Annotated in this window: 26 protein-coding genes; 12 read left to right on the top strand and 14 right to left on the bottom strand. The window is 60.6% G+C overall.

What is annotated here, in order from left to right:
• Positions 1–7: 7 nt before the first annotated feature.
• Together AC1DX3_RS02430 and guaB are read right to left on the bottom strand one after the other, a co-directional pair.
• Complete coding sequence (locus AC1DX3_RS02430) at positions 8–400, bottom strand: MAPEG family protein (protein WP_476987635.1); 393 nt, start codon at positions 398–400, stop codon at positions 8–10.
• A gap of 8 nt (positions 401–408) precedes the next feature.
• Positions 409–1866 (bottom strand): IMP dehydrogenase, encoded by a 1458-nt coding sequence (gene guaB / locus AC1DX3_RS02435; protein WP_476987636.1) that lies wholly within the window; start codon positions 1864–1866, stop codon positions 409–411.
• A gap of 125 nt (positions 1867–1991) precedes the next feature.
• Between guaB and AC1DX3_RS02440 the strand changes: the two genes are divergently transcribed.
• Complete coding sequence (locus tag AC1DX3_RS02440) at positions 1992–2342, top strand: TfoX/Sxy family protein (RefSeq protein WP_476987637.1); 351 nt, start codon at positions 1992–1994, stop codon at positions 2340–2342.
• A 190-nt stretch (positions 2343–2532) separates the two neighbouring features.
• Here AC1DX3_RS02440 and AC1DX3_RS02445 read toward each other — a convergent pair whose 3' ends face one another.
• Positions 2533–2874, bottom strand: coding sequence for a DUF1523 family protein (locus AC1DX3_RS02445; RefSeq protein ID WP_476987638.1), 342 nt, complete (start codon positions 2872–2874; stop codon positions 2533–2535).
• Positions 2875–2901: 27 nt separating this feature from the next.
• A complete protein-coding gene (locus AC1DX3_RS02450) occupies positions 2902–3621 on the bottom strand; it encodes an RlmE family RNA methyltransferase (RefSeq protein ID WP_476987639.1) in 720 nt (239 codons plus the stop codon).
• A gap of 66 nt (positions 3622–3687) precedes the next feature.
• On the opposite strand from AC1DX3_RS02450, the gene AC1DX3_RS02455 reads away from it, so the two are divergent.
• The 6 genes from AC1DX3_RS02455 (at position 3688) to tgt (ending at position 9478) form a co-directional block, all read left to right on the top strand.
• A complete protein-coding gene (locus tag AC1DX3_RS02455) occupies positions 3688–4068 on the top strand; it encodes a hypothetical protein (RefSeq protein WP_476987640.1) in 381 nt (126 codons plus the stop codon).
• A 94-nt stretch (positions 4069–4162) separates the two neighbouring features.
• The gene (locus AC1DX3_RS02460; RefSeq protein WP_476987641.1) at positions 4163–4633 is read left to right on the top strand and encodes a peptidylprolyl isomerase; all 471 of its coding nucleotides are present in this window, start codon (positions 4163–4165) and stop codon (positions 4631–4633) included.
• Positions 4634–4790: 157 nt separating this feature from the next.
• Positions 4791–5201: a hypothetical protein gene (locus tag AC1DX3_RS02465; RefSeq protein WP_476987642.1), complete on the top strand. Its 411-nt coding sequence runs from the start codon at positions 4791–4793 to the stop codon at positions 5199–5201.
• A 108-nt stretch (positions 5202–5309) separates the two neighbouring features.
• The gene (locus tag AC1DX3_RS02470; protein WP_476987643.1) at positions 5310–7247 is read left to right on the top strand and encodes a potassium transporter Kup; all 1938 of its coding nucleotides are present in this window, start codon (positions 5310–5312) and stop codon (positions 7245–7247) included.
• A 45-nt stretch (positions 7248–7292) separates the two neighbouring features.
• A complete protein-coding gene (gene queA / locus AC1DX3_RS02475; protein ID WP_476987644.1) occupies positions 7293–8363 on the top strand; it encodes a tRNA preQ1(34) S-adenosylmethionine ribosyltransferase-isomerase QueA in 1071 nt (356 codons plus the stop codon).
• On the top strand, positions 8360–9478 hold the full coding sequence (tgt, locus tag AC1DX3_RS02480) for a tRNA guanosine(34) transglycosylase Tgt (RefSeq protein WP_476987645.1): 1119 nt from the start codon (positions 8360–8362) through the stop codon (positions 9476–9478). Before queA ends, tgt begins: the two co-directional genes overlap by 4 nt.
• Positions 9479–9541: 63 nt before the next feature.
• Here tgt and AC1DX3_RS02485 read toward each other — a convergent pair whose 3' ends face one another.
• The 4 genes from AC1DX3_RS02485 to AC1DX3_RS02500 form a co-directional block, all read right to left on the bottom strand.
• Positions 9542–10378, bottom strand: a complete 837-nt coding sequence (locus AC1DX3_RS02485) for a flagellin (RefSeq protein WP_476987646.1) — start codon at positions 10376–10378, stop codon at positions 9542–9544.
• 143 nt (positions 10379–10521) lie between these two features.
• Complete coding sequence (locus tag AC1DX3_RS02490) at positions 10522–10860, bottom strand: flagellar protein FlaG (protein WP_476987647.1); 339 nt, start codon at positions 10858–10860, stop codon at positions 10522–10524.
• Positions 10861–10953: 93 nt separating this feature from the next.
• Positions 10954–11778 carry a flagellin gene (locus AC1DX3_RS02495; protein WP_476987648.1) on the bottom strand — a complete coding sequence of 275 codons (825 nt, stop codon included), beginning with the start codon at positions 11776–11778 and terminating at the stop codon, positions 10954–10956.
• Between the two features lie 370 nt (positions 11779–12148).
• Entirely contained in the window at positions 12149–12976 is an 828-nt protein-coding gene (locus AC1DX3_RS02500) for a flagellin (RefSeq protein ID WP_476987649.1), read from the bottom strand.
• Positions 12977–13205: 229 nt separating this feature from the next.
• On the opposite strand from AC1DX3_RS02500, the gene AC1DX3_RS02505 reads away from it, so the two are divergent.
• Complete coding sequence (locus AC1DX3_RS02505) at positions 13206–13916, top strand: CoA pyrophosphatase (protein WP_476987650.1); 711 nt, start codon at positions 13206–13208, stop codon at positions 13914–13916.
• Between the two features lie 80 nt (positions 13917–13996).
• Here AC1DX3_RS02505 and flaF read toward each other — a convergent pair whose 3' ends face one another.
• Both flaF and flbT read right to left on the bottom strand, forming a co-directional pair.
• Positions 13997–14401 (bottom strand): flagellar biosynthesis regulator FlaF, encoded by a 405-nt coding sequence (gene flaF, locus AC1DX3_RS02510; protein WP_476987651.1) that lies wholly within the window; start codon positions 14399–14401, stop codon positions 13997–13999.
• Between the two features lies 1 nt (position 14402).
• Complete coding sequence (flbT, locus tag AC1DX3_RS02515; protein ID WP_476987652.1) at positions 14403–14801, bottom strand: flagellar biosynthesis repressor FlbT; 399 nt, start codon at positions 14799–14801, stop codon at positions 14403–14405.
• A gap of 209 nt (positions 14802–15010) precedes the next feature.
• Here flbT and AC1DX3_RS02520 point away from each other — a divergent pair, with 209 nt between their 5' ends.
• Positions 15011–16855 carry a tetratricopeptide repeat protein gene (locus AC1DX3_RS02520; RefSeq protein ID WP_476987653.1) on the top strand — a complete coding sequence of 615 codons (1845 nt, stop codon included), beginning with the start codon at positions 15011–15013 and terminating at the stop codon, positions 16853–16855.
• On the opposite strand, the gene AC1DX3_RS02525 is transcribed toward AC1DX3_RS02520, so the two are convergent.
• Positions 16852–17799 (bottom strand): cation diffusion facilitator family transporter, encoded by a 948-nt coding sequence (locus AC1DX3_RS02525; RefSeq protein WP_476987654.1) that lies wholly within the window; start codon positions 17797–17799, stop codon positions 16852–16854. The genes AC1DX3_RS02520 and AC1DX3_RS02525 overlap by 4 nt on opposite strands.
• 117 nt (positions 17800–17916) lie before the next feature.
• Here AC1DX3_RS02525 and AC1DX3_RS02530 point away from each other — a divergent pair, with 117 nt between their 5' ends.
• Positions 17917–19956, top strand: a complete 2040-nt coding sequence (locus AC1DX3_RS02530) for a M3 family metallopeptidase (RefSeq protein ID WP_476987655.1) — start codon at positions 17917–17919, stop codon at positions 19954–19956.
• 648 nt (positions 19957–20604) lie between these two features.
• On the opposite strand, the gene AC1DX3_RS02535 is transcribed toward AC1DX3_RS02530, so the two are convergent.
• Positions 20605–21612 (bottom strand): helix-turn-helix domain-containing protein, encoded by a 1008-nt coding sequence (locus tag AC1DX3_RS02535; protein ID WP_476987656.1) that lies wholly within the window; start codon positions 21610–21612, stop codon positions 20605–20607.
• Positions 21613–21652: 40 nt separating this feature from the next.
• Positions 21653–22132 carry a mismatch-specific DNA-glycosylase gene (locus tag AC1DX3_RS02540; protein WP_476987657.1) on the bottom strand — a complete coding sequence of 160 codons (480 nt, stop codon included), beginning with the start codon at positions 22130–22132 and terminating at the stop codon, positions 21653–21655.
• Positions 22133–22307: 175 nt separating this feature from the next.
• On the opposite strand from AC1DX3_RS02540, the gene AC1DX3_RS02545 reads away from it, so the two are divergent.
• Together AC1DX3_RS02545 and AC1DX3_RS02550 are read left to right on the top strand one after the other, a co-directional pair.
• A complete protein-coding gene (locus tag AC1DX3_RS02545) occupies positions 22308–22775 on the top strand; it encodes an SRPBCC family protein (protein WP_476987658.1) in 468 nt (155 codons plus the stop codon).
• Positions 22772–23101, top strand: coding sequence for an ArsR/SmtB family transcription factor (locus AC1DX3_RS02550; protein ID WP_476987659.1), 330 nt, complete (start codon positions 22772–22774; stop codon positions 23099–23101). Before AC1DX3_RS02545 ends, AC1DX3_RS02550 begins: the two co-directional genes overlap by 4 nt.
• A gap of 3 nt (positions 23102–23104) precedes the next feature.
• Here AC1DX3_RS02550 and AC1DX3_RS02555 read toward each other — a convergent pair whose 3' ends face one another.
• Positions 23105–25249 carry a hypothetical protein gene (locus AC1DX3_RS02555; protein ID WP_476987660.1) on the bottom strand — a complete coding sequence of 715 codons (2145 nt, stop codon included), beginning with the start codon at positions 25247–25249 and terminating at the stop codon, positions 23105–23107.
• Positions 25250–25259: the final 10 nt, after the last annotated feature.

The raw sequence follows: 25259 nt of genomic DNA on the forward strand, positions 1-25259 counted from the left end.
TCGGTCCTTATCTGATCAGGGTCCACAGGCACATCAAGATACCGATGAGCGAGGCGAGGAAGGCGATGGAACGTGGGCCTTTGACGCCGAGGGCGTAGAGCGGCACATAGATGATGCGCGCGACCAGATACAGCCAGGCGCCGCCGATCGAAATCCCGTCGGACTTGGCGGCAAAGTTGAGGCAGATGACAACAACGGCAAAGAAAGCAAAGGTTTCGAGGAAATTCTTGTAAGCGCGACGCAACCGCCCGGCAACGGGCCCGAGATCGAAGGGCACGTCACGCGGACCGGCGTTCCACTCACCGTAGCCCGGCCGCGTCAACGGCCAGGTCGCAGCGACGGCGATCTGGATCAGACCCAGGATCACCGCAAAGATAAGAACCCACAATTCCTGCGACATGACCTCTCCTACTGGCGGTAGTTCGGAGCTTCGCGGGTGATCATCACGTCGTGGACGTGGCTTTCACGCAGGCCTGCGCCGGTGATGCGCACAAAACGGGCGCGTCTTTGGAACTCTTCGATCGTCGGCGAACCGACATAGCCCATGGCGGCGCGCAAACCGCCGACCAGTTGATGGATAACCGGACCGACCGGGCCTTTGTAGGGCACCTGACCTTCGATACCTTCCGGGACCAACTTCATCGAATCGCGGACTTCCTTTTGGAAGTAGCGATCGGCCGAGCCGGACGCCATGGCGCCGACGGAACCCATGCCGCGATAGGACTTATAGGACCGCCCTTGATAGAGGATGACCTCACCGGGCGCCTCTTCGGTGCCGGCGAACATCGACCCCAGCATGGCGGTGCAGGCGCCGGCGGCAATGGCCTTGGCCAGGTCGCCGGAGAACTTGATACCGCCATCGGCGATGATCGGGACGCCAGTGCCTTCGGCGGCTCGGACGCTGTCGAGGATGGCGGTCAGTTGCGGCACGCCGACGCCGGCGACGATGCGCGTGGTGCAGATCGAGCCGGGCCCAATACCGACCTTGACGGCGTCGGCGCCGGCATCGATCAGGGCGCGGGTGGCGTCATAGGTGGCGACATTGCCAGCGACGATCTGGACCTTGTTGGTCTCCTTGCGCAGGCGGGTGACGGCCTGGGACACCAGGATGGAGTGGCCGTGGGCGGTGTCGATGACGACGACGTCGGCGCCGGCCTCGACCAGGGCCATGGAGCGCTCGAAGCCGGCATCGCCGACGGTAGAGGCGCCGCCGACCAGCAGGCGGCCGGAGGCGTCCTTGGCCGCGGCCGGATAGTCGCGCTGCTTTTCCATGTCCTTGACGGTGATCAGACCGACCGCGCGATAGGCTTCATCGACGACGATGATGCGCTCGATGCGGTGTTTCGCCATCAATTCGCGGGCGCGGTTCTGATCGACGCCGTCGGTGACGGTGATCAGGTTTTCGGTGGTCATGACGTCGGCGGCGGTTTTGGAGCCGTCGCCTTCGAAGCGGATATCGCGGTTGGTCAGGATGCCGACCAGCTTTTGCGTCTCGCGTTCGACGACCGGAAAGCCCGAGATATGGCGTCTCGCCACGATGTCGCGGACCTCGGCCAGCTTGGTGTCCGGGTGGATAACGATCGGGTTGATGACCATGCCCGATTCGAAGCGCTTGACGGCGCGGATCTCGTCGGCCTGCTGCTCATTGGTCAGGTTGCGGTGAACGATGCCCATCCCGCCCGACTGCGCCATGGCGACGGCCAGGGGCGCTTCGGTGACCGTATCCATGGCGGACGACACCAGAGGAATATTGAGGTTGAGGGTGCGGGTGAACCGCGTCTTCGTATCGACAGAAGTGGGCACCACGTCCGAGGGACCGGGCTCCAGCAAAACGTCGTCGAAGGTTAAGCCTTCGCGTATATCCATAAGGACTCTCCATTTTGCGAGTTGTGCATATGGGAAAGCGTGGGTTAGGTAAAGGCCTTGCTGACAAATAATTGTTTCAGCGCGTGAGCAGCTATCACGCTTTGGCATGAAACAGGAGATGAACCATGGCGCATGATCCGAAAGAGCTGCAGAAAATCGTAGAGGCCGCGGCGCCGCCCGATCTCGAGGTATCGTTCCGGGCCATGTTCGGCGGGATTTTGGCCTATGCCGAGGGCAAGCCGTTCGTATCCCTGTCGGATGTCGGTCTGGCGGTGAAGCTGGCGGGCGACGATCATGCTGAGCTGATGGCGGTGTCGGGCGCCAAGGCTTTGCAATATGATGAGTCCCAGCCGGTCAGCAAAACCTATGTGGTTGTGCCGGATGCCATGCTGAAGGACAAGGATGCGCTGCGTGGCTGGCTGAAGCGGAGTGCGGCCAATTTGCCGGCGAAGAAGCCGAAGAAAGCGAAGAAGTAAGGGGATCCGCAGATTAACGCAGATTTTAAGGGGTGATTTTTCAGAGCGCGATAACCGCCCTGTGTTGATGGCGCCGCGGCAAAACGATCGCCTTGCGATCAATATTACCGACCGGTTCGCTCCGGGCCTTCACAGTTACGCTCTGAAAAATCACCCCTTAAAATCTGCGTTAATCTGCGGACACCTCTACTCACTCCGCCACCCGCTCCGCCTTGGTGATGTTCTTGTACATCGAGAAGACGGGCACGCGGAAACCGTAATAGTCGATCTTGAACTTGCCCTTTTCGGCCAGCTTGCCCTGGATATCGGACGAATTGAATTTGAAATAGGCCGGGCTGTCGACGTTCTTGTAAGTGCCGTCGGTCGTGTAGACGAGATAGACGTCCTTGGTCTTGCCGTGGTCGGTCATCAGCTTGTGGTCGACCAAAGTGACGGTCACGACCTTCGAGCCATGCGTCCAGTAAGGCACCGTCCAGCCGGCGATCGCCGCCAGCACGATCAACCCCAAAATCAATCCAAGCAGTTTTTTCACAGGCCCACCTCCGGTTAAGAGATCAGCCTAGCCCTTATAACCCAGGGCGACAATATAGATTTCCGTCGAACCGGCGCGGCTCGATTTCGGCTTCATGTGCTTGACGGTCTCGAAGGTGGTCTTGAGCTTGAGAAGCAGGTGCTCGGTTTCGCCGCCCTGGAAGGCCTTGGCGACAAAGGTGCCGCCTGGTTTCAGGTTATCGAAGGCGAAATCGGCCGCCATTTCCAGCAGGCCCATGATCTTCAGGTGATCAGTCTGTTTGTGGCCGACCGTATTGTGCGCCAGGTCGGACAGGACGACATCGGGCTTGCTGCCCAATATGTCCATCAGCTGCGGACCGATGGCCGGATCGGTGAAGTCGGCCTGTAGCAGGTCAGCGCCCGGCACCGGATCGACCGGCAAGAGGTCGACACCGACGACATTCGCGGCGCCGCGCTTTAACGCCACCTGGACCCAACCGCCCGGGGCGCAGCCCAGATCGACGACCTTCGAGCCCTTGTGCAGAACGTGAAAACGCTCGTCGATCTCGATCAGCTTGAAGGCCGCGCGCGACCGCCAGCCTTCGGCCTTGGCCTTGACGACATAGGGGTCGTTCAGCTGCCGCTCCAGCCATTTGGCCGAGGATTGCGTGCGGAAGCGCGCCGTCTTGACCGCGGTGTGGCCCAGGCCGCGGCCGGACAGATTGCCGCCGGTCGGCGGTTTGACCATGCGCCGGCGTTCTTCGGGAGGATCGGACTTGTCGTTCATGCGCGCTCTATACTTGCTTTTGCCGCTGAATCGGAAACTATTTTGTCGGCAATCTCAGGAGTCGTCATGCGCACCGCGGTCATCGCCCCTACTCTGGTCTTTGGCCTGCTCGCCCTCGCCGCCTGCTCACCGCGCGAAAAACCCGCCGAGATCGCTACGTCAGCGGAGAATTCAGCGGCCTCCTTTTCCTCCGAAATGGCAGCCGTCGCGACAGACTCCGTGGTGCTCAGCAAACAATCGGCATTGGCAATCCCAGCCGGCACCTGCAAATCCGCCATCGGCGAAGCGGCGGCGCAGAAACTGGCCGACCGCTGCATCGCCGTCTCGCCGGCCACCCATCCGCCGTGCACGACCGAAGACATCTGCGAGATCATTCAAGGCGAGATCGACCGCGCCTGCGCCATGTACAAGGCCGGCGAAAAGAAGCCGCCGGAATGCTCAGCTTAGGGCGGCGCATAAAGGATCGAGAATTTATTTTTTGAAATAGAGGGTGGGATACCCTATGTGAGCCTCTCAAACCGCTTTGAGGAAATTTCCCATCATGTCCAATGATCCCGAAAACACCCTGATCCTGACGCTCGACACCGGGCCGGTCACGATCAACCTGCGCCCCGATCTGGCGCCGAACCACGTCGCCCGCATCAAGGAGCTGGCGCGCGAAGGCTTCTATGACGGCATCGTCTTCCACCGCGTCATTCCGGGCTTCATGGCCCAGGGCGGCGATCCCCAGGGCCAGGGCTTTGGCGGTTCCGGCAAGAAGATCAAGGCTGAGTTCAACAAGGAGCCCCACGTCCGCGGCATCTGCTCGATGGCGCGTTCGCAGAACCCCGACTCGGCCGACAGCCAGTTCTTTATCTGCCTGGACGACGCCCGCTTCCTCGACAACCAATATACCGTCTGGGGTGAAGTCACCGACGGTATGGAACATGTCGACGCCCTGCCCAAGGGTGAGCCGCCGCGCAGTCCCGGCAAGATCGTTTCGATGAAGGTTGCCGCGGACCTCGCGGCGTAACGCCGTGGACGCTTAATACGGCCCTTCGTACTGAATCGTAACGCCCGCGCCCGACCCGGCGCGGGCGTTTCATTTTACCGGCAGGCGCGATTGACGGCTGTCAACAAACCCTTAAGGCAAACATGTTACGACTCCGATGCATAACATCGGATACCCCATGGGCCGTTCCCGTCTTACCCTCACCGTCGACGAAGACCATCGCATCCTGATCGTGCGCTACATCGGCGATATCGACGGCGAACAGATCAACCATAATGTCATGCAGCAGATCGCCGATGTCGCCGAGGTCTGGACCTATGACAGCCTGATCGACATGCGACGTTTTGAAAATACCGTCCTGGTCACCGAAATCGAAGACCTGGCGACGCGCTGGAACGGATTGGCCGCAGGTCGCGACCGCGGCTGTTTTACCGCCGTCATCAGCGCAGATCCCCTGGTCCGGGCGCGCCTGCCCTTGACCCAGGCCCTGTTCCCGGTGCGCACCCTGGCCCAATTCGGCAGTTTCGACGAAGGCCTGGACTGGCTGAAAACCCAGCGTGCCTATGTGCGCAAAGCTCTGGCAAGCTAACAACCGGCCCATCTATACAAAATCTATACAGGGGCTGGCCGGCTTTTTATGCCGGCTATACGCGCCTTGTGATCTTGTCGCCGGGTAATGCCGCATTCAGGAGCCACAATGACAGGGGATGCCCCCGTAACGTCCACCGCCCAGGCGGAGGACGCCACTGAGTCACGTCAGAGCCACGGCCACGCCAGCTCGGGCTTTTGGGCCTTGACCATCGGCGCCGTCGGCGTTGTCTTCGGCGATATCGGCACCAGCCCGCTCTATGCCATGAAGGAGGCCCTGCGCCATACCCGCGCCGGCACCGATCCGCACCTGGCGACCTTCGGCGTCATCTCGCTGGTTTTCTGGGCCCTGCTGCTCCTGGTCACGGTCAAATATGTCATCTTTCTGATGCGCGCCGATAACCGCGGCGAAGGCGGCACCCTGGCCTTGATGGCCCTGGCGCAAAAGGCCTTCGGACGCTATTCGCCGACCCTGTTCTTTCTCGGCATCTGCGGCGCCGCCCTGTTCTATGGCGACAGCATCATCACACCCGCCCTGTCGGTCATGAGCGCCGTCGAGGGCATGAAGGATGCACCCGGTGTCGGCCACAGCGTCGATCCCTATGTCCTGCCCATCGCCATGGCGATCCTGATCGCCCTGTTCATGGTGCAATCCAAGGGCACCGAAAAGGTCGCGCGATTCTTCGGCCCCGTCATGCTGATCTGGTTCGCCGCCATCGCCGTGCTCGGCCTGCGCTTTATCATACAGCGCCCGGACATCCTGGCGTCTTTGAGCCCGCATTACGGCATCCAGTTCCTGCTGGCCAACGGCTTCACCGGCTTCGTCATCCTGGGCAGCGTCTTCCTGGTCGTCACCGGCGCCGAGGCCCTCTATGCCGACATGGGCCATTTCGGCAAAAGCCCGATCAGCACGGCGTGGCTGTGGATCGTCTTCCCGTGCCTGATCATCAACTATCTCGGCCAGGGCGCGCTGACCCTCATCGACCCGACCGCGGGCAGCAATCCATTCTGGCGGATGGTGCCCGATGTCCTCTATTGGCCTATCCTGCTGCTGGCCGCCATGGCGACGGTGATTGCCTCGCAAGCCGTCATTACCGGCGCCTTTTCGATGACCCAGCAGGCGGTACAGCTCGGCTTGTTGCCGCGCATCGAAATTCGCTCGACCTCGGCAAAACAGGCCGGCCAGATCTTCGTGCCGCCGATCAATACCCTGCTGATGGTCGGCGTCATCTATCTGGTCGCCGTTTTCCGCACCTCAGACAACCTGACCTCGGCCTATGGCATCGCCGTCACCGGCACCATGTTCATCAGCACCATCATGGCCTGGATCGTCATCCGCCGGGCCTGGCAGTGGCCGCGCTGGCGCACGCTCGCCCTGCTGGCGCCGCTGGGTCTGATCGAGGCCGTCTTCATGGCGTCGAACCTGACCAAGTTCTTCTCCGGCGCGTGGATGCCGCTGGCACTGGGTGGCGCGCTCATCCTGGTCATGGCGACCTGGACCCGCGGCGCGCGCATCCTGGCCGACAAGGCGCGGCGCGACAGCCTGCCGCTCGGCGACCTGATCGCCATGCTGGACAAGAGGCCGCCGCACCGGGTCGCCGGGACCGCCATCTTCCTGACTTCGGATACCGAAGTCGCGCCGGTCGCCCTGATGCACAATCTCAAGCACAACAAGATGCTGCATGAGCGCAATGTCATCCTGACCGTCAAGACCTCCAATTCGCCACGCGTGCCGGAAGCCGATCGTGTCGCCGTCGAAACCCTGAACGCCAGCTTCCAGACCGTGACCGTTGCCTACGGCTTCATGGAGAGTCCGAACCTGCCGCAGGCCCTGGCGATTTGCCGCAAGCACGGCGTCAAGTTCGACGTCATGTCGACGACCTTCTTCCTCGGCCGCCGTTCGGTGGTGCCGTCGGCCAAGTCGGGCATGCCCTTGCTGCAGGACTACCTGTTCATCTTCCTGATGAAGAATGCCGCCAACCCGACCGAGTTCTTCCATATCCCGCCGGGACGTGTCGTCGAATTGGGCACACAGGTCACGGTATAAGGCATTTCTCTTGACCTGAACCGCGTTTACGGCTTGAAGCCGCCCATGCTTGTTTCCGATTTCGATTTCGACCTGCCCGAAGACCGTATTGCCCTGCGCCCGGCGGAGCCGCGTGAGTCCGCGCGTCTGCTGCGCGTCGCCGGCGACGGGACCTTGAGCGACAGCCGTATCGGCGACATCGCCCAGTTCCTGCGCGCCGGCGACCTCCTGGTCGTCAATGACACGCGCGTACTGCCGGCGCAGTTGCACGGTATCCGCCGCCGGCCGGACTCGGATGTCGCCGTCGAGGCCACCCTAATCAAGGCCACCGGTGCCTCGCAATGGCAGGCCTTTCTCAAGCCGGGGCGCAAGGTCAAGACCGGCGACGATCTGCATTTTTCCAGCTCGAATTCGACTCTTGAATTGCAAGCCAGTGTTTCTGCCAAGGACGACAACGGCCTCTATACGCTCGACTTCAAGCACACTCCGGTCGAGCTGATCGAGCGGCTGCACGTCATCGGCGCCATGCCCCTGCCCCCCTATATCCGCTCCAAGCGCCTCGAAGACGAGCAGGACAAGACGGATTATCAGACCATCTTCGCCAATGAAGAAGGCAGTGTCGCCGCGCCGACAGCCGGCCTGCACTTTACTTCCGGATTATTGGAACAATTGCAAACCATGGGCGTTTTGATCGAACGCATCACCTTGCACGTCGGCGCGGGGACCTTCTTGCCGGTCAAGGTCGACGACACCAAGGACCACGTGATGCATGCCGAATTCGGCGTGATTACAGCGGCTTCGGCGGATCGCATCAACACCGCCCGCGCCGCCGGCGGTCGTATCGTCTGCGTCGGCACGACCTCGCTACGCCTTTTGGAATCGGCTTGCGATCAGCAAGGCATCATCCATCCGTTCGCTGCCGAGACCTCGATCTTTATCACGCCAGGCGTCACCGTTCGTTCCGCCGACGTCTTGATGACCAATTTCCACCTGCCGAAATCGACCCTGTTCATGCTGGTTTGCGCCTTCGCCGGAACCGACGTTATGAAGGCCGCCTATGCCCACGCCATCGCCACCGGCTATCGCTTCTTCTCCTATGGCGATGCCTGCTTGTTAGAAAATACTTCACGAAAATGAGTAGCTTTCCTTTTACCATTCACGCCTCTCAGGGCCAGGCTCGCACAGGCGTCCTGAAGACGCCACGCGGCGACATCCCGACGCCGATCTTCATGCCCGTCGGCACGGCGGCGACCGTCAAGGCGTTGACGCTCGACATGGTTCGCCAGGCCCATGCCAAGATCATCCTCGGCAACACCTATCACCTGATGTTGCGTCCGGGCCCCGAACGCGTGGCGCGGCTGGGCGGCCTGCACAAATTCATGGGCTGGGACGGTCCGATCCTGACCGACAGCGGCGGTTTCCAGGTGATGAGCCTGTCGAAGATATCCAAGGTCAAGGAGGACGCCGTCACCTTCGCCTCGCATATCGACGGATCAAAGCACGTCCTGTCGCCCGAGCGTTCGATCGAGATCCAGGCCGATCTGTTGGGTTCCGACATCGTCATGCAGCTGGACGAGTGCGTGTCGTGGCCGGCCGACGAGAAACGCGCGCAACAGGCGCTGCAATTGTCGGCACGCTGGGGCCTGCGCTCGAAACAGGCCTTCGGCACGCGCGACCGCCAGGCTCTGTTCGGCATCCAGCAGGGTTCGACGTTCGAAGCCTTGCGCCGGGAATCGACCGACCGTCTGATGGACATCGGTTTCGACGGCTATGCCATCGGCGGCCTGGCGGTTGGCGAAGGCCATCAGGCCATGTGCGACACGCTCGATTATTGCGCCCCGCTCCTGCCGTGGGAACGCCCGCGCTACTTGATGGGCGTCGGCAAGCCCATAGACCTGCTGGAAGGGGTCGCCCGCGGCGTCGACATGTTCGACTGCGTCCTGCCCACCCGCTCGGGCCGTCACGGCCAGGCATGGACGTGGGACGGCGCGATCAACATGAAAAATGCCCGTTTCGCCGAGGACGACACGCCCCTGGACGCCACCAGCGACTGTCCGGCCAGCCGCGATTATTCGAAGGCCTATCTGCACCACCTCGTCAAATCCGAGGAAATCCTGGGCCAGATGCTGTTGTCCTGGCACAATATCGCCTTCTTCCAGGCACTGATGATCCGCATGCGCGCAGCCATTGCCGGCGGGACCTTCGATGCCCTGCGCGCCGACTTGCTGAGCCGGTGGCGGAAGGAAGACTGAGTTTTCGCCCAAAGAAAAAGGCGGACTTGCGCCCGCCTTTTTCGAATATCAAGTCCGCTAAGCTTACTTGAACAGCGACAGGATCTGCTGCGGCGCCTGGTTGGCGATCGACAGGGATTGCGTGCCCAGCTGCTGCTGGACCTGCAAGGCTTGAAGGCGCGAGCTTTCCTTGGCCATGTCGGCGTCGACCAGGTGACCGATACCGCCGGTGATGGCGTCGTCGAGCTTGGCGATGAAGCTGATATGGCCTTCGATCTGCTTGGATTGCGAACCGAGCGCACCCAATTGCGAGTTCAGATTGTTGATCGAGGCATCAAGGGCGGTCAGGACCGCCGAGGCTGAGGCCGAGGTCGAGGTCAAGAGCGTCGTCTGGGAGCTCAGCGTCATGATCGAGCCGCCGAACGACAGGTCGCGAACATTCAGCGTGATGCTGGAATTGGCGTCGGCATTGGCGATAAACTGAATATCCGTCGCGACGGAACCGTTGAGAATGTTCGTGCCGCTGAACGTGGCGTTTTCGACGATGTGCTGAATTTGCCCCATAATCGATTGGAAATCGCCGTTCAACGCCGCCCGTGACTGGGTGTCGATCGACGTGTCCATGGCGCCGACGACCTTTTCGCGCATCTGGTTGAGCAGGTCGGATACCGATTCACCCGCCGCCATCGACACATCGGCGATGGAATTTGCGCGGTTGAGGCTGTCCCGGACGGCGTTAAGGCCGCTGAGGTCCGCCCGCTGCCCCTGGGCGATAGAATAGACCGCCGAGTTGTCCTTGGCGGTCGAGACCGCCAAGCCTGTGCTGATCTTGCTCTGGACGTCTTCCATCTTCTTATTGGTTGCGTTCAGATTCTGTAACGCAATCATCGCGGATGAGTTCGTGTGTACACTCACAGACATGTTGTGGCTTGCTCCAAAAATCGCCGACTCAGCAAAGTCTTAACGATCATGGTAAGCAAAAGGTTAACATCCGCAAACGACTTTTACCGCGCATTACACAATGCACGGTGGATAGTTTTGCACTCAGACCTTAGGAGATCAGTCTAAATATCTGTTTTAATAACCGAACCAGCCTGATAGTTCGACGACTTTCTCATGTCGAGAAGCTCCTGCCGGGGCAGTTGCCGAACGACTTCGCCGGTGTAGCGATCGATAGCCTTGTACACCCAGTCGCCGGTTTTCGGGTCCTTGTCGACGGTCAGACGCAGGCTGTACTCCGGCGGAGCGCCTTGGTCCTGGCTGTGCGAAAGGTCGGAATTGTCGGTCTGGTTCTTGGTTTGGCCTGATGCGCTGGCCGCTTGAATATCCTGAGGTACGTCCGGAGTCGGCTTGATGTACGTGACTTCCGGAACCTGAGGGAAACTTATGACATTATTGATCATCTCCGATACGCGTCCCGGGGGAGACGGGACGTCCTCCTATTGAGCGAGAATGAGTGGGAGGCGGCCGCGAACGACCGCCTCCCCGCTCCGCGATTAACGGAACAAGCTCAAGACAGTCGAAGTCGACTGGTTGGCAATGGACAGAGCCTGGATGCCGAGCTGTTGCTTCGTCTGCAACGCTTGCAGCTTGGCGCTTTCCTTGGCCATATCGGCGTCGACAAGGTTGCCGATACCGGCAGTCAACGAGTCCTGGAGCTTGCCCACGAAAGTGGCGTGGTTTTCCAGGGCCTTCGAGGACGTGCCCAGCTTGGCCAGCGAGGCCGAGACGTTGTTGATCGACGAATCGATCGTGGTCAGCAGGTTGCTGGCCGAAGTCGCCGTGCTGAAGGTCGCATCGGTCGCCAGCGAGTTGATCGAGCCGCCCAGCGACAGGTCTTGACCTGCAACCGTGATGGTCGACGAACCGTCGGCGTTGGCCAGGGCCGCGATCGAGCTGTTGGTGCCGTCAACGAGGTTGATGCCGTTGAAGGTCGCATTGCTCAGAGTCTTGGTGATCTGGTCACGGATGGATTCGAAGTCGTTCTTCAGAGCGCTGCGGCTCGTGGTATCCAGCGACGTATCGGAAGCGGCCAGGGCCTTTTCCTTCAGCTGGGTCAGCATGTCGGAGACCGATTCACCGGCCGACATGGAAACGTCCACAACGGACGAACCGCGCGACAGCGAATCCTTGACGGCGTCGAGCGACGAAACCGTGGCGCGCTGGCTTTGGGCGATGGCGAAAGCAGCGCCGTCGTCCTTGGCATTGGCGACTTTCAGGCCCGTGGAGATACGGCTCTGAGTCGTCGACAAATCGTTAGAGGTGCGGTTGAGGTTTTGCAGGGCAACCATGGCCCCAACATTGGTATTGACGCTTTGCATCAAAACAGTCCTTCTTCTAAAGAAATCCGGTGACATTTTGTCGACCGGTGGCATTTTGCCTGAGTCAGTTATTGCAAGTTCGGGGCCAGTCGCGGCCCCTTAGATAAAATCCGTAACTTCATGTTTTTATTGATTTTAACATCGCTTTAACCTTGTTTTTACCCGGCACTTTTTGCCGAGGTCCGGCAAATTTTGCCGGGCAGGCATTTTTTGCCGCGAACGCCCACCTTGCGGTATTATTACAACGAGAGGGCAAAGAAAGTGTTTCGCCAGGCACCGCCGCGGCAAAAGAAAATGCCGGCTCGCTTCTTCAGCGCGCCGGCAAAAAAAGACCGGAGCAGGTTTGCCCTGCCCCGGCGTTTTGGGGATATTACTTGAACAGGCTGAGCGCGATCTGCGGCGCCTGATTGGCGATGGACAGCGATTGAATGCCGAGCTGCTGCTTCGTCTGCAGAGCCTGCAATTTGGCGCTTTCCTTAGCCATGTCGGCGTCGACGAGGTTGCCGATGCCTGCTTCCAGCGAATCCTGGAGTTTGCCAATAAAGGCCATGTGCGCCGAAACGGACTTGGAGGATGTACCCAACTTGGCCAGGGCTGCCGACACATTGTTGATCGACGAATCGATCGTGGTCAGCAGGGCACTGGCCGAGGTGGCCGAAGCGAAGGTCGCATCGGTCGCCAGGCTGACAATACCGCCGGCCAGGGAAAGATCCTGGGACGAAACCGTCAGGTGCGAGGAACCGTCAGCATTAGCCAAAGCGTTGAGGCCGGTGATGCTGCCGTCCACCAGATTGATGCCGTTGAAGACCGCGTTGCTCACCGTCTTGGTGATTTGGTCACGCAGGGCGGCGAAGTCGGTGTTCAGGGCCGAACGGCTGGTGGTATCCAAAGACGTATCGGAAGCTGCGAGCGCCTTCTCCTTCATTTGGGTCAACATGTCCGAGATGCTTTCACCCGCCGACATGGCGACATCCACGGAGGACGAAGCCCGGTTCAGCGAATCCTTCACCGCGTCCAGCGACGCTACCGTGGCACGTTGACTTTGAGCGATCGCGAAGGTCGCCCCGTCATCCTTGGCATTCGCCACCTTCAAACCGGTGCTGATATGCTGTTGGGTCGTGCTCAGCATTGTGCTGGTGTTGTTGAGGTTTTGCAGCGCTACCATAGCGCCCATATTGGTGTTTACCGAGAGAGACATCGGTGATCCTTCCATTCTGGTCGGGTTAAAACAGACTTTTGCTGTCTGGCCATTTTGGCCTGCTCAACCAAATGCAATGCCGGTGCCATGGCCGTGCCACGCMATATTTAATTTATGTTATTGAAAATGAACAAAAGTTTTAAGTTGCGCGTTCGAGAATCAGGGAGCGCCGCAATCATCGCTTCGGGGCAAATCTTGCCCGCCCGGCAATTTTAGCCCGCCGTTAATCATGCCCGCCTTGACCAAGGAAACGCTGGACAGCGTGGACGAATGCGATTTTGATGGCACCATGCCGTCACCCGCCGAAACAGTGCGCGCTTTCAGCCTGCCGCCGGGCGACCCCCGCCTGTGGCTGAGCGAACGCCTGCAGCCCCTCACCGCGGCTCCCGCCACCGCCGCGGCCGGGGACGGCGATCTCAATCGCGACTGGCGGCCGGCGACGGTTTTCCGTGACGCCGCCGTCCTGATACCGATCGTCGAACGCTCCGCCGGCCTGACGGTCCTGTTGACACTGCGGTCGTCGCACCTGTCCAGCCATGCCGGCCAGATCGCCTTTCCCGGCGGCCGGATCGAGCCCGACGATGACAGCATCGTCTCTGCCGCTTTGCGCGAAACGGAGGAAGAAACCGGCATAGCGCCCGCTTTCGTTACGCCCGTCGGCCGGCTTGGGCCGTATGAGACCGGCTCCGCCTTTCGCATCCACCCGGTTGTCGGTGTCGTGCGCGAAGGCTTCAGCGTGATCGCCAATCCCGCTGAGGTCGACGACATCTTCGAAGTGCCGCTCGACTTCCTTCTCGACGCCGCCAATCGTCAGGTCCGCTCAGGCACCTGGCAGGGACAGATCCGCCAGTTTTATGCCATCCCATATGGCGACTACAATATTTGGGGCGCGACCGCCGGCATATTGGTCGGCCTGGGCGACCGGTTGGCGGCGCCATGACCGCTATCGCCGCCCCGCGGACATGAAAAAGCCCGGCGCGCGCCGCGGCCGGGCTTCCGAATTCAAGCTGGGTGGCGGATTTAGCCGACGTGCGACCGCGTACCCAGGCCGTAATTTTCCGGACCCGGCTCTTCCTGCTGGGGCGCCAGGCCCTGCATGATGATGCGGTTGATATCGATGAGCGGCGCGATCTCTTCCTGATTCCGCATGACCAGGGAGGTGTGTTTGTTGACCCAGATCGACAGTGACACGATGTTGGCGCGGACGATGTCGGGCAAACCATTGCCCTCGACCGAGCAATCGGCGCCAAGGACGGACCACATACGGCGATTCCAGTCGAGCGCATCCATGCGCTCGCGAATCATCGACTTGTCCATTTTTTCAGCTTCCATCAGGGCGCGCGTCACCTGCCCGAACAGGCGGTACTCGGTCTGACGCGGATTCTCCGCGCGGGCGGCTGTCGTCTGATACGCCTTTAAGGACATGCTATTCTTTTACCTTACCTAGTCGTTCGTCTTCATAGTCGACAAGCTTGCGACAGCCCATCAGCGCCTTGTAATATTCCTTGACCATCAAGCTGCGCGACACCAGCACGCATTCGGCCAGGATCTGCGGGTTGGCGATCACGCTCATGAACTCCGACATGCGTTTGAGGAATTCGTCGTAATACTTGTCCGCGCCCGCCTCATCCAGATACATCATCATGACCGGGAAGTAGATATGCCGCGCCGGTGAGGTGACCTCCTCTTCCTGCATGATGTCTTTTTCACGCAGCACAGACGCCTTGTTCTGCAAGACCAATGAACAGCGGCGATCACCGTTTTGAACGACGGCGCCGTTGAGCACGAACCTTTCCCCGGGCTTCAAAGACAGTTTCAGCGGCATTTTTTTTCCTTCGGATCTGCCGGAACGCGCCAGACCGTTGCAACGATCTATACGCGGGCCGAGTTAACAGCAGGTTTAGCATGATAATTTCACTCAGGATTCATGGAGGAAACTTTGCCCCCATAAGGACTCGCGCACCCGTTTCTTCAGGACCTGTTAAGCGAATCTCTGTCTAACAGGATGCACGAAAACACCGAGTGAAGCCAGTTATGTCAAACGCCGCCCCACGGTCGAAAAAACAGCCTGCCCATTTCCTCTTCAACACGCCGGAACCCGACGTACAAACCTCTGTGCCGTTCGAAAGCAAAGGCTTGCCATATCATCCGGTTCAGGTGCTCAACCCCGCCTCCCAGATCCTGGGTGACGCCGGCTCGAACGCCGCCCTGAAGGCCTTGCTGGACGACACCAGCCACATCAAGCGCCTCGATACCCTTGTCCTGCTCAAGGAAGCCCTGCTGGCCTTCAAACGCGGCGACTGGAAAGAAGGCGGCGATTTCGCGCTGAAGGCGCTGAATGTCGATGAAAAGAGCGGCGAAGCCTGGCACATCCTGGCCATCTCGCGCGAAAAATGCGCCGATCTGGCGACGGCCATCACCTGCTACGAAACCGCGCTCAAACTTCACCCCGACAATCCCTCGATCGCCAACGACCTGGGCCGCCTCGCCTATCGCCTCGGCCTGAACGAGCTGGCGGAAAAGTTCTTCATCTTCTTCCTGCGCAAATGCCCGGGCCACGGCGAAGCCATCAATAATCTCGCCTCGGTCATGCGCGAAGCCAACCGCCTCGACGAAGCCGTCGATCTGCTCAAAAGCGCGATCGAGCACGACCAGACGGACTGCCAGCTGTGGAACGCCCTGGGGACCGTCATCAACGCCAAGGGCGATGTCGAAACCGCGGCCATCTTCTACCGCGAAGCGCTGAAATTCGACCCCGACCACGTCCACGCCCTCTACAATCTCGGCAATGCCATGGGCGTCATGGGCAATGCCCGCGAAGGGGTCAACTACCTCCTGCGCGCCCTGCCCATGTTCGTCGATCCGGCCAATATCCATACCTGCAAGCTGTCCATCGCCTTTTCCTACCTGCATTTGGGCGATTATGAGCAAGGTTGGGCCTGGTACGCCGCCCGCGACAGCGACGACACGATCGACAAGCTCCACTATGTTTGCCACAAACCGCGCTGGAACAAATCCATCCCGCTTGCCGGCAAACGCATCTTCGTGACCGCCGAACAGGGGTTGGGCGACGAAGTCATGTACGCGACCACCCTGCCGGACGTGTTGCGCGACATCGGCCCGGACGGAAAGCTCGGTATCGGCGTCGAACAGCGCCTGGTCCCCGTCTTCGAGAAGGCCTTCCCGACGGCCGTCGTGGTGGCGCACCAGACCGGCAAGCATCAGAACCGCAATGTCCGGATCTTTCCGGCCATCACCGACTGGAGCGAATGGGACAATTGGGCGACCATGGGCGATTTCCTCGCTTCCTATCGCCCGACGCCGGAATCTTTCCCGGCGCACAACGCCTTCTTCAAACCCGACCCGGAACGCGTCGCCTATTGGAAAGCGATCCTGAACGGCGTCAACGAAAAGCCCAAGGTCGGCCTGTTATGGAAGTCGCTAATTCAGCACTCGCGGCGTGACCGCTACTACTCGCCGTTCGAACAATGGCAGGACATCCTGCACATCGACGGCATTCAGTTCGTCAACCTGCAATACGGCGACACGACGGAAGAAATGGCCGAGGCCAAGGCCGCCGGCCTCGATATCTGGACGCCACCCGGCATCGACCTGAAGAACGACCTCGACGACCTGTCCGCCCTTTGTGTTGCGCTCGATTGCATCCTGGGCCCCTGCAACGCCACCAGCAATATCGCCGGCGCCGCGGGCGCCCGGATCTGGATCCTGGGTTCGCCCAATGCCTGGAACTGCCTCGGCACCGATCACCTGCCGTGGTATCCGACATCGCGTGTCTTCGAAGCTGAGACGTTGATTGACTGGTCCGGTGCGCTGAACGCCATGCATGACGCTCTGATCGAAGAGTTCGTCAAAGCTTAAGACGGCTCAAGTCTGCGCGTAACCGCAGCACGAAAGCCCTGCGGCGTCTGCGGCTTGATAAACAACGACATGATCTCCGGATACTGTTCCCGCGCCTGGCTTTCCAGGTCGCTGACAATGCGTTCGACATCGACCAGGCTTAAGCCGTCGTCAAATTCAATGCTCATCGCCACCACCACCTGCTGCGGCGACATCTGCGAGGTCAATGTCCCATTGACCTCGACAATGCCGTCCATGGCGCGCGCCATCTCGGTAATAGCCTGCTGCATGGCCGGGTCGGCGCGTTCGCCGATCAACAGTTCCATGCTTTCCCGCGCCAGGACCGTGGCGATAACGGCCAGGACGACGGCGATCAGGATCGAGGCGATGCCGTCGAAGCGCGGCTCATGAAAGGTTACCGACGCCCAGGTGCCGGCGAGCGCGATGAGAATGCCGACGATGGCCGCGCTGTCTTCCAGCACGACCATGAACTGCGGCGGATCCTTGCTGCGATGGATGGCTTGCAGATAGGTCTCGTCGCCTTTCGCTGCCCGCAGGCTGCGCAAGGCCACCCACCACGATCCGCCTTCGAAAACCAGCGACAGCGACAAGACGACATAGCTGACCCACGGATTGCGGATAGGGTCCGGCGCCGACAGGTGATGGATGCCCTGATAGAGCGATACCCCCGCCCCCAGGGCAAAGATCAAGAGCGAAACGATAAAGCTCCAGAAATAGAGCTCGCGGCCGAAGCCGAACGGATGGGCGGTATCCGGTGGCCGCCGGGAACGCCAGCCGCCATACAACAACAGTATCTCATTGATACTGTCGACGGCACTATGGACCGCCTCCGACAGCATGGCCGACGAGCCGGTAAAAAATGCCGCCGCCGCCTTGGTCAAGGCGACCAATATATTGCCGGCCAGGGCGGCATAGACGACGGTGTCGGAGTCCGAGGCTTTCATGGCCGAGCGGCGTAAAACCTATGCCATAAATAGTCAATTCGTCGCCGGACAAGATGATCGTTGCCAGTGGTGGTTTCTGTTGTTAACACTTTGCCATACATCCTTGAGGGGCCCTCCATGTCAAAGCCGTTTCGCCTGACCTTCGCCGCCGCCCTGCTGGCCTCGACCGCTCTCGTCTCTACAGCTTTGGCCCTACCCGCCTTCGCTGCGACAACCGAAATTGACGCCAGGGCCAATGCCTTCCTGGGCGTCTCGATTATGACTGAGACCGATCCAGCCACCATCGCCGCGCGTTGCGACACCGCCGCCGGCCTGATCAGCGAAGAACGCGCCGCCCTCGAAGCCCGCACCGGCCCCGCCGACATGGCGACCGTCTACGCCGCATTCGACACCCTGTCGCTGGTCCTGTCCGACAGCAGCAACGAGATGTATCTGATCTCCGAAACCAGCCCGGTCAAGGCTGTCCGCGACGCCGCCGAAGCCTGCGTGCCGCGCCTGTCCGATCTCGGCACCCAGGTGTCGCTGTCGCGGCCGATCTATGACCGCCTGGCCGCCATCCCGACCGCCGGTCTCGACGAAAAAAGCGCCTTTACGCTGGGCAAGATGCTGACCAATTACAAGCTGGCCGGGGTCGACAAGGACGAGGCGACGCGCGCGAAGGTCACGGCCCTGCAAAAGGCGATCACCGAAACCGGGCTGAAATTCGACGCCAATATCCGCGACGACAAGGGCGACATGCCGCTGAAGCCCGAAGAACTAACTGGCATGCCGCAGGACTGGCTGGACGGCCATAAACCCGGCGCCGACGGCCTGATCCACCTGACCTACGACTATCCCGACACCATCCCGGTCTTCACCTTCGCCGACAATCGCGAAACCCGCAAAAAGGTCCTGACCGGCTATTCCAACCGCGGCTATCCGGCCAATGATGCCGTGCTCAAAACCCTGCTCCAGGAGCGCTACGACCTGGCACAAACCCTGGGCTATAGCGACTATGCCCACCTCATCACCGCCGACAAGATGATCGGCTCGCCTGAACACGCCGCCCAGTTCCTCGACGACATGAACGTCGCCGCCAAGCCCGGCGCCGATGCCGACTATGCCGAACTGCTGGCCTTCGCCAAGACGGTCGACCCCACTATCACCGAATTGCAGCGCTACGACCGGACCTATATGGAAAACCGGCTGCGCAAGCAGAAATACGATGTCGATTCCGCCGAGGTTCGCCAGTATTTCACGTTGGACAAGGCGCGCGGTGGTATCTTCCAGCTGGTCCACGATCTCTTCGCCGCAGACATCCGCCCGTGGAACACGCCCGTCTGGGACCCCTCGGTGACCGCCTGGGAGCTCTATGACGGCGACGAGCTGGTCGGCCGCTTCTATCTCGATCTCAGCCCGCGCGACGGCAAATATAACCACGCCGCCCAATTCCCCATTCGCACCGGCGTTGAAGGCCGTCAGGTGCCGGTCGGCGCCCTGGTCACCAACTTCCCGGCGACCGGGCCGATGGACCATGACGACGTCACCACCTTCCTGCACGAATTCGGTCACCTGATCCACGACATGTATTCCGGCCATACCCGATACAGCACCCAGTCCATGGGCAACCTGCAATGGGACTTCATCGAGGCGCCGTCGCAATTGCTCGAAGAATGGACCTGGGATTACGACACGCTGAAGCGCTTTGCCTCCAACGACAAGGGCGAGCCCATTCCACAAACCCTGGTCGCCAAGATGAATGCCGGCCGCCGCTTCGGTGAAGCCGGTGACTGGAAAGGCCAACTGGCCTATTCCGCTGTCTCGCTCAACTTCTATGACCGCAAGCCGGACTTCGAGTTGTCGCCGATGTACGACGAACAGATCGCGCGTTATTCGATGTATCCGCCGATACCCGGCACCCACAGCTATGACAGCTTCGGCCACCTCAACGGCTATTCCGCCATCTATTATACCTATGTCTGGTCCAAGGCGATCGCACTCGACCTCTTCACCAAGTTCAAGGCGGACGGCATGCGCAACCCGGAAACCGCCGTGCGCTATCGCAAGTTGGTGCTGGAACCCGGCGGTTCGGAAGACGCCAATGTGCTGATCCAGGACTTCCTCGGCCGGCCGCTTAGCCTGGATGCGTTCAAGGACGAATTGGCGAAGAAGGAGTAGCCAGGGCCACAGGCCCTGGACCCGAAACCGGGCTGAGCGATTTCTGAAATCGCGCAGACAAGAACAGCCAACGAAATAACATGCGAGCTCCACAACAGGAGCTCGCATGTCCCTTCACACAATCAATATCATCGTCCACGTCAGCGCAGGTTGCCTTGCCATAGGGCTGGGCCTTGTCCAACTCGCCCGCCGTAAGGGCGACCTCACGCACAGGCGTTTGGGCCGCGTCACCGTGGCCATCGCGGCCACCAGTATCGCCGCCGCCCTGCTGGGCGCACTCGTCTTTCGCGGCAAGACCGACCTGATCAGTGTCAGCTTCCTCACTGCCTATCAGCTGTGGTCGGGTGTGCGCGCCCTGCACCTCAAACACAATGGCCGCGGCCCGCTGGACCTGTTGCCGGCCTTGGCCCTGGTGGCCGGCGGTATAGCCATCTACCTGCTGTGGCGCCACGGCGGTGTTTTCAACTGGGGACCGGCACGCGTCTATGGCGCCATGGGCAGCCTGATGTTCTACGGCAGCTATGATGTCCTGCGCATTGTTTTTCCTCACCAATGGCGAACTACGCTCAATCCGGCGGAGCATGCCTTCAAGCTGACCAGTTTTATAGGCGCCCTGGTCTCCGTCGCGGCCGCCGTCCTGCTGCCGGCTCAAGGAGTCGTGGTATCGCTGGCCACGTCCGGACTGTTCCTGGCGCTCGCCACCGTCTTCGCCGTCCGCGCCGCCCGGTACGCGCTGGGCGTCATGCCCTCCACCGCCTTGAACGCACGATTGAACGCCGACAACGAATTATAGCCGGCGGCCATGGCGAGGTTGAGCAAACTATCCTCCCGGCTCGGGTCGTCGAGCGCGGCCTTGATCTCGCCGATCCGCCAGCCATTGAGCCATGCGCTGAAATTGCGCTGCCCCTCACCGACATGGATGACCCGTCGCAGGCGATGCTCGGGCACGTCCAGGCGCTGAGCCAGACGCGACAGTGTTACGTTGGGGTCGCGATACAGCATTTCGTCGCGCATCAGGCCTCGCAGGCGCCGAAGCACCTGGCTATCGCGATGATCAAGCGCCTTCGGTTGCGGGACAACGGCCCCGAAAACCCGATCGCCGAACGCCACCGCGCCCCAACACAACAGGATGACCGCGGCCGCCCCGGCGGTCACCGCCAGGGCTCCGTGGCCGAAAACCGAAGCCACGGCGATCAGCAGGCTGAGACCGGCGCCAATGGCCAGGCACCACAGTCGCGCCTGACGCCGGGCCGCCACCAGATCGTCCGGCAGGCCGCGCCACACCACCAACGGCAATTCGAAAAACAGGCCGAGGCTGACGACGTCGAACACACGTGCGGCCCAGACGACGTGACCGGCATAGCCGTAAACGCCTGAGGCAACGAGAACGACGAGAACAAGGCCTTCGATCGACGGCGAGCGCCGGCCGACCTCGAACCCGGCGCGGATGGCGCGATTGCAGGCCAACGGACCGGCGCAAAGAACCGGCTGCAGCCACGCAAAGGCCACGCTGTCGGCGCGGTACAGAAAGAACAGCGCGCCGAAGGCCAGGGACAGGGCCAATTCCCCATGGCCTGGAAAGGCAAGCCTTTTCCAGATCAGGATCGCCATCAGCAAAAGCGAGGCAGCAGCCGCGGGCGCCAAAAGGGACAACATGCCCTTGCCTAACGCGTTTAACCCCGGGCCGCCAGAATTTTCACGGCATCGCTTTCACGGCATCGGCCAGGTCCTGCCAAATGGCCTGGTTCCAGAAGATGCGCGCCTGGCCCGACGGCGATGGCAGTACCCAGATGTGCGTCCCGCCGATCGTTTCCGATTGCAAACCAAGCGGTATGTCACCTGTCGCCTTGCCAAGAAACGCGCTCGCGCCGGTCTTGCTGGTGAAGGCCAGTATCAACGGTTGATAATGCAATATCTTGTCGCGCAATGCCTTGGCGTCCAAGGCATCCGACGGCAGTTCAGCGTCATTTCCGTAATGCGCCTTACACAGGTCGGTCAGGCCGATGCCATAGTCCGCCAGACGCGCATAGTCCTGCGGCGCCACGCGATCCGGCGTCAGACCGGTATTGGCCAGGGTGCGCCAGAAGAAGTTGCCCGGGTTGGCGTAATAGGCCCGCCGCTCCGCCGACACCCGCCCCAGGGCCGTGCCACAAAACACCACCTTCAAACCGGGCATCAAGACGTCCGGTACGCAATGCTCAGGCGGCAATGCGCCGAATTTTCCCAGTTGAGTCATCTCTCCCATGTAGCCCCCGCTTTCAGCGATGCAAGTGGCAATAGTGAAGTCTCCACTTGACAATCAAGTCCCCGAAGATTACTGAAGCATACACTTCAGTTTTAGGAGACCGATCATGTCCGATCCCGCCGTCATCCACGATACCTTTGTCCTTGAACGCGACTACCCCAAGGGGCCGGAAGCGGTTTTCGCCGTCTTCGCCGATCCCGCCAAAAAGCGCCGCTGGTTTGTCGAAGGCCCCGACCACGACATTCAGCTCTTCACCCTGGACTTTCAGGTCGGCGGCCATGAGCGCGCCGCCTATATCTATACCGGCAATGCCCCGATCAAGGGCATGACCCTGAGCACCGACACCGTCTTCCACGACATCGTGCCGGGTCAACGCGTGGTCATCAGTTCGTCCATGGCCTTGAACGATAAACGCATATCGTGCGCCCTGGTCACCTTCGAATTGCGCCCGACCGCGACCGGCACGAAGCTCATCTGCACCCATCAGGCGGTCTTTTTCGAAGGCGCCGACGGTCCCAAGATGCGGAAGGGCGGCTGGGAAGCCCTGCTGGACAAATTGGCGGCCAATCTGTGATCCAGGCCGCCCCCATAACCGCTGACCGCGTGTTTCATGCCTTGGGCGACCCGACCCGCCGCGCCATCGTCGAACGCCTGGGCCACGGGCCGATGTCGGTCTCGCACCTGGCCGAGCCCTTGGGCATCACCCTGACGGCCGTATCGCAGCACCTGCAGGTCTTGCAGGATTGCGGCCTGGTTCACAGCGAAAAACACGGCCGCGTCCGCACCTGCCGCATCGAAACGGCCGGCCTGTCAGTCCTGGAACACTGGATCGCCTTCCAGCGCTCCTTGTGGCACGACCGCCTCGACCGCATCGGCGATATCCTCGCCGAACCGGACTAACCTTCACCAGACGATGTGGCTCAGGAAGGCCGCGTCAGTAGATGTCGCGTTCTGAACGGTAATGACGTTGCTGCCACCCAGACTGATCAGGACGTCGCTGCCGTTTTGCGTGATATAGGCCGTGTGGGCCGTACCGTGCGTATAGGCGTTGACATTGATCGTGTCGTTCTGACTGGCCGAAAAGTCGCTGATCGTGTCCGCGCCGCTGGATGTGCCGAACAGAAAGACGTCGGCCCCGCCCTTGCCCCACAGCATGTCGCCGCCGGTGCCGCCATTGATGATATTGGCGGCGCTATTGCCGGTGATCGTATTGGCCAGGCTGTTGCCGGTGCCGTTGATGGCGTTCGTCCCGGTCAGGGTCAGGTTCTCGATGAACTGCCCGGCTAAACTGAAAGTCACCGAAGCATTGACCAGGTCGGTGCCACCACCGCTGACTTCAACGACCGCGTCCCCGGCATTGTCGACGACATAGGTGTCGTTACCGCCGCCACCAGCCATGACATCGGCCCCGACCTTGCCGTCGAGCAAATTATTGCCGCTGGTGCCGGTCAGGTGATTGGCCAAGGTATTGCCGGTAGCAGCGATATTGCCGATACCGCTCAGCACCAGGTTTTCCAAATTGGCGCCCAGGACATAGCTGACGGATGATTTCACCGTGTCATTGCCCTGGCCGGTGTATTCGGTGACAACATCGCCCGCGGCATTGACGACATAGGTATCGTCGCCAAGGCCGCCCTTCATCGTATCGTTGCCGTTGCCGCCGTTCAGCGTATCATTGCCATCGCGTCCGCTTAAGGTGTTGTCGCGATTATCACCGGTGATCAGGTTATCGAGATTGTTGCCGTTTCCGCGTAGGGCGCCGACCGACAAGGTCAGCTTTTCGACATTGTCCCCCAGGTCGTAGCTGACCGACGAAAAGATGATGTCCGTGCCCTCGCCGGCCCGTTCGACAGCCAGATCGCCGACATTGTCGACCAGATAGACGTCGTCACCACCACCACCATACATGACGTCGGCGCCGAATCCACCGTCGAGGTGATCATTGCCGCCGGCTGGCGGCGTCACGACATATGGCGCATAGAGTTCGCCAAGATAGATCTCATGCCTTGCCTCATACGGCAGGTATCCCAGATTGATAGCCTGCTGGGCGAATGTATCGGCTTGCCCATCGCTGAAGACATAATTGTCGAGCGACAATAGGGGAATGCCTTGGCCGCCATATTCCGATACGGCATTGTTATAGGCGTAGCTATTACTCTTGGAGAAATAGTTTTCCGCCAGGAAAGCATCGAGCGCATTGTAATAGCGACCATTGGCGGCGGCCTGGCCAGATGGGTCGAAATGCGCCGCATCCTGGATCAAGTCGATCCCATTATTAGCGATGAACAGGAAGTCCTGCGGCGACTTGCCTTCCGCGGCCAACTTGCCATCCACATATTGGCGCAGTTCGACAATGACATCGCGCATCGCCTGAGCGCTTGGAGCCAGGGCGACCACTTCCTCATCGGTCGCCGGCTCATGGTGCACGACCTGATTGCGGTATTCCATGATGTCGTCGAGGAAGAGGCCGTTGAAGCCCTGCGCCATCAGTTCATCGACGCGCTGGTGCAACAAGGTCTGCCATTCCGGATCTGTGACCTTGCCGAGGTAGGTCTCGTTATGTATGTCCGACGAGTCCCTTGCGCTAAGCCACGTCGAAGACGGCTTGGGATTGCCGCTGCCATCGACCGAGTTCGGGTCGAAAGTGTCCATGTAATTGGTGATCTTGGCAACGCTGAGATAACCGATCAAGAGCTTGCTGCCAGTGGTTTCAATGCTTTGGATATCGCTCGATAACCATGGGCTCTCGTTGCGATGACCGTACGCGCCATTGATCGCTTGGGCATGATTGATGATCAGCAGGTCGTGCGCCGCCGCGGTCAGGTCAGCCTTGTTGTAATTATTGATCGCCCCACCGCTATTGCCATACAACAGCCCGAAGCTGCCGATTTGCAACCGCGCATCGCCATACAGAACATCGTCCCCTGCCCCACCGTTCAGGCTGTCGTTACCGCCCAGTCCGATAAGGCGGTCGGCGCCGCTGCCGCCGGTCAATGTATCGTCGCTGCCCGAACTTGCCGAACCGATACTGTCACTGAACCCGTCCATCATGCCTCCC

The sequence above is a fragment of the Asticcacaulis sp. P2_B1 genome (assembly GCF_056404915.1).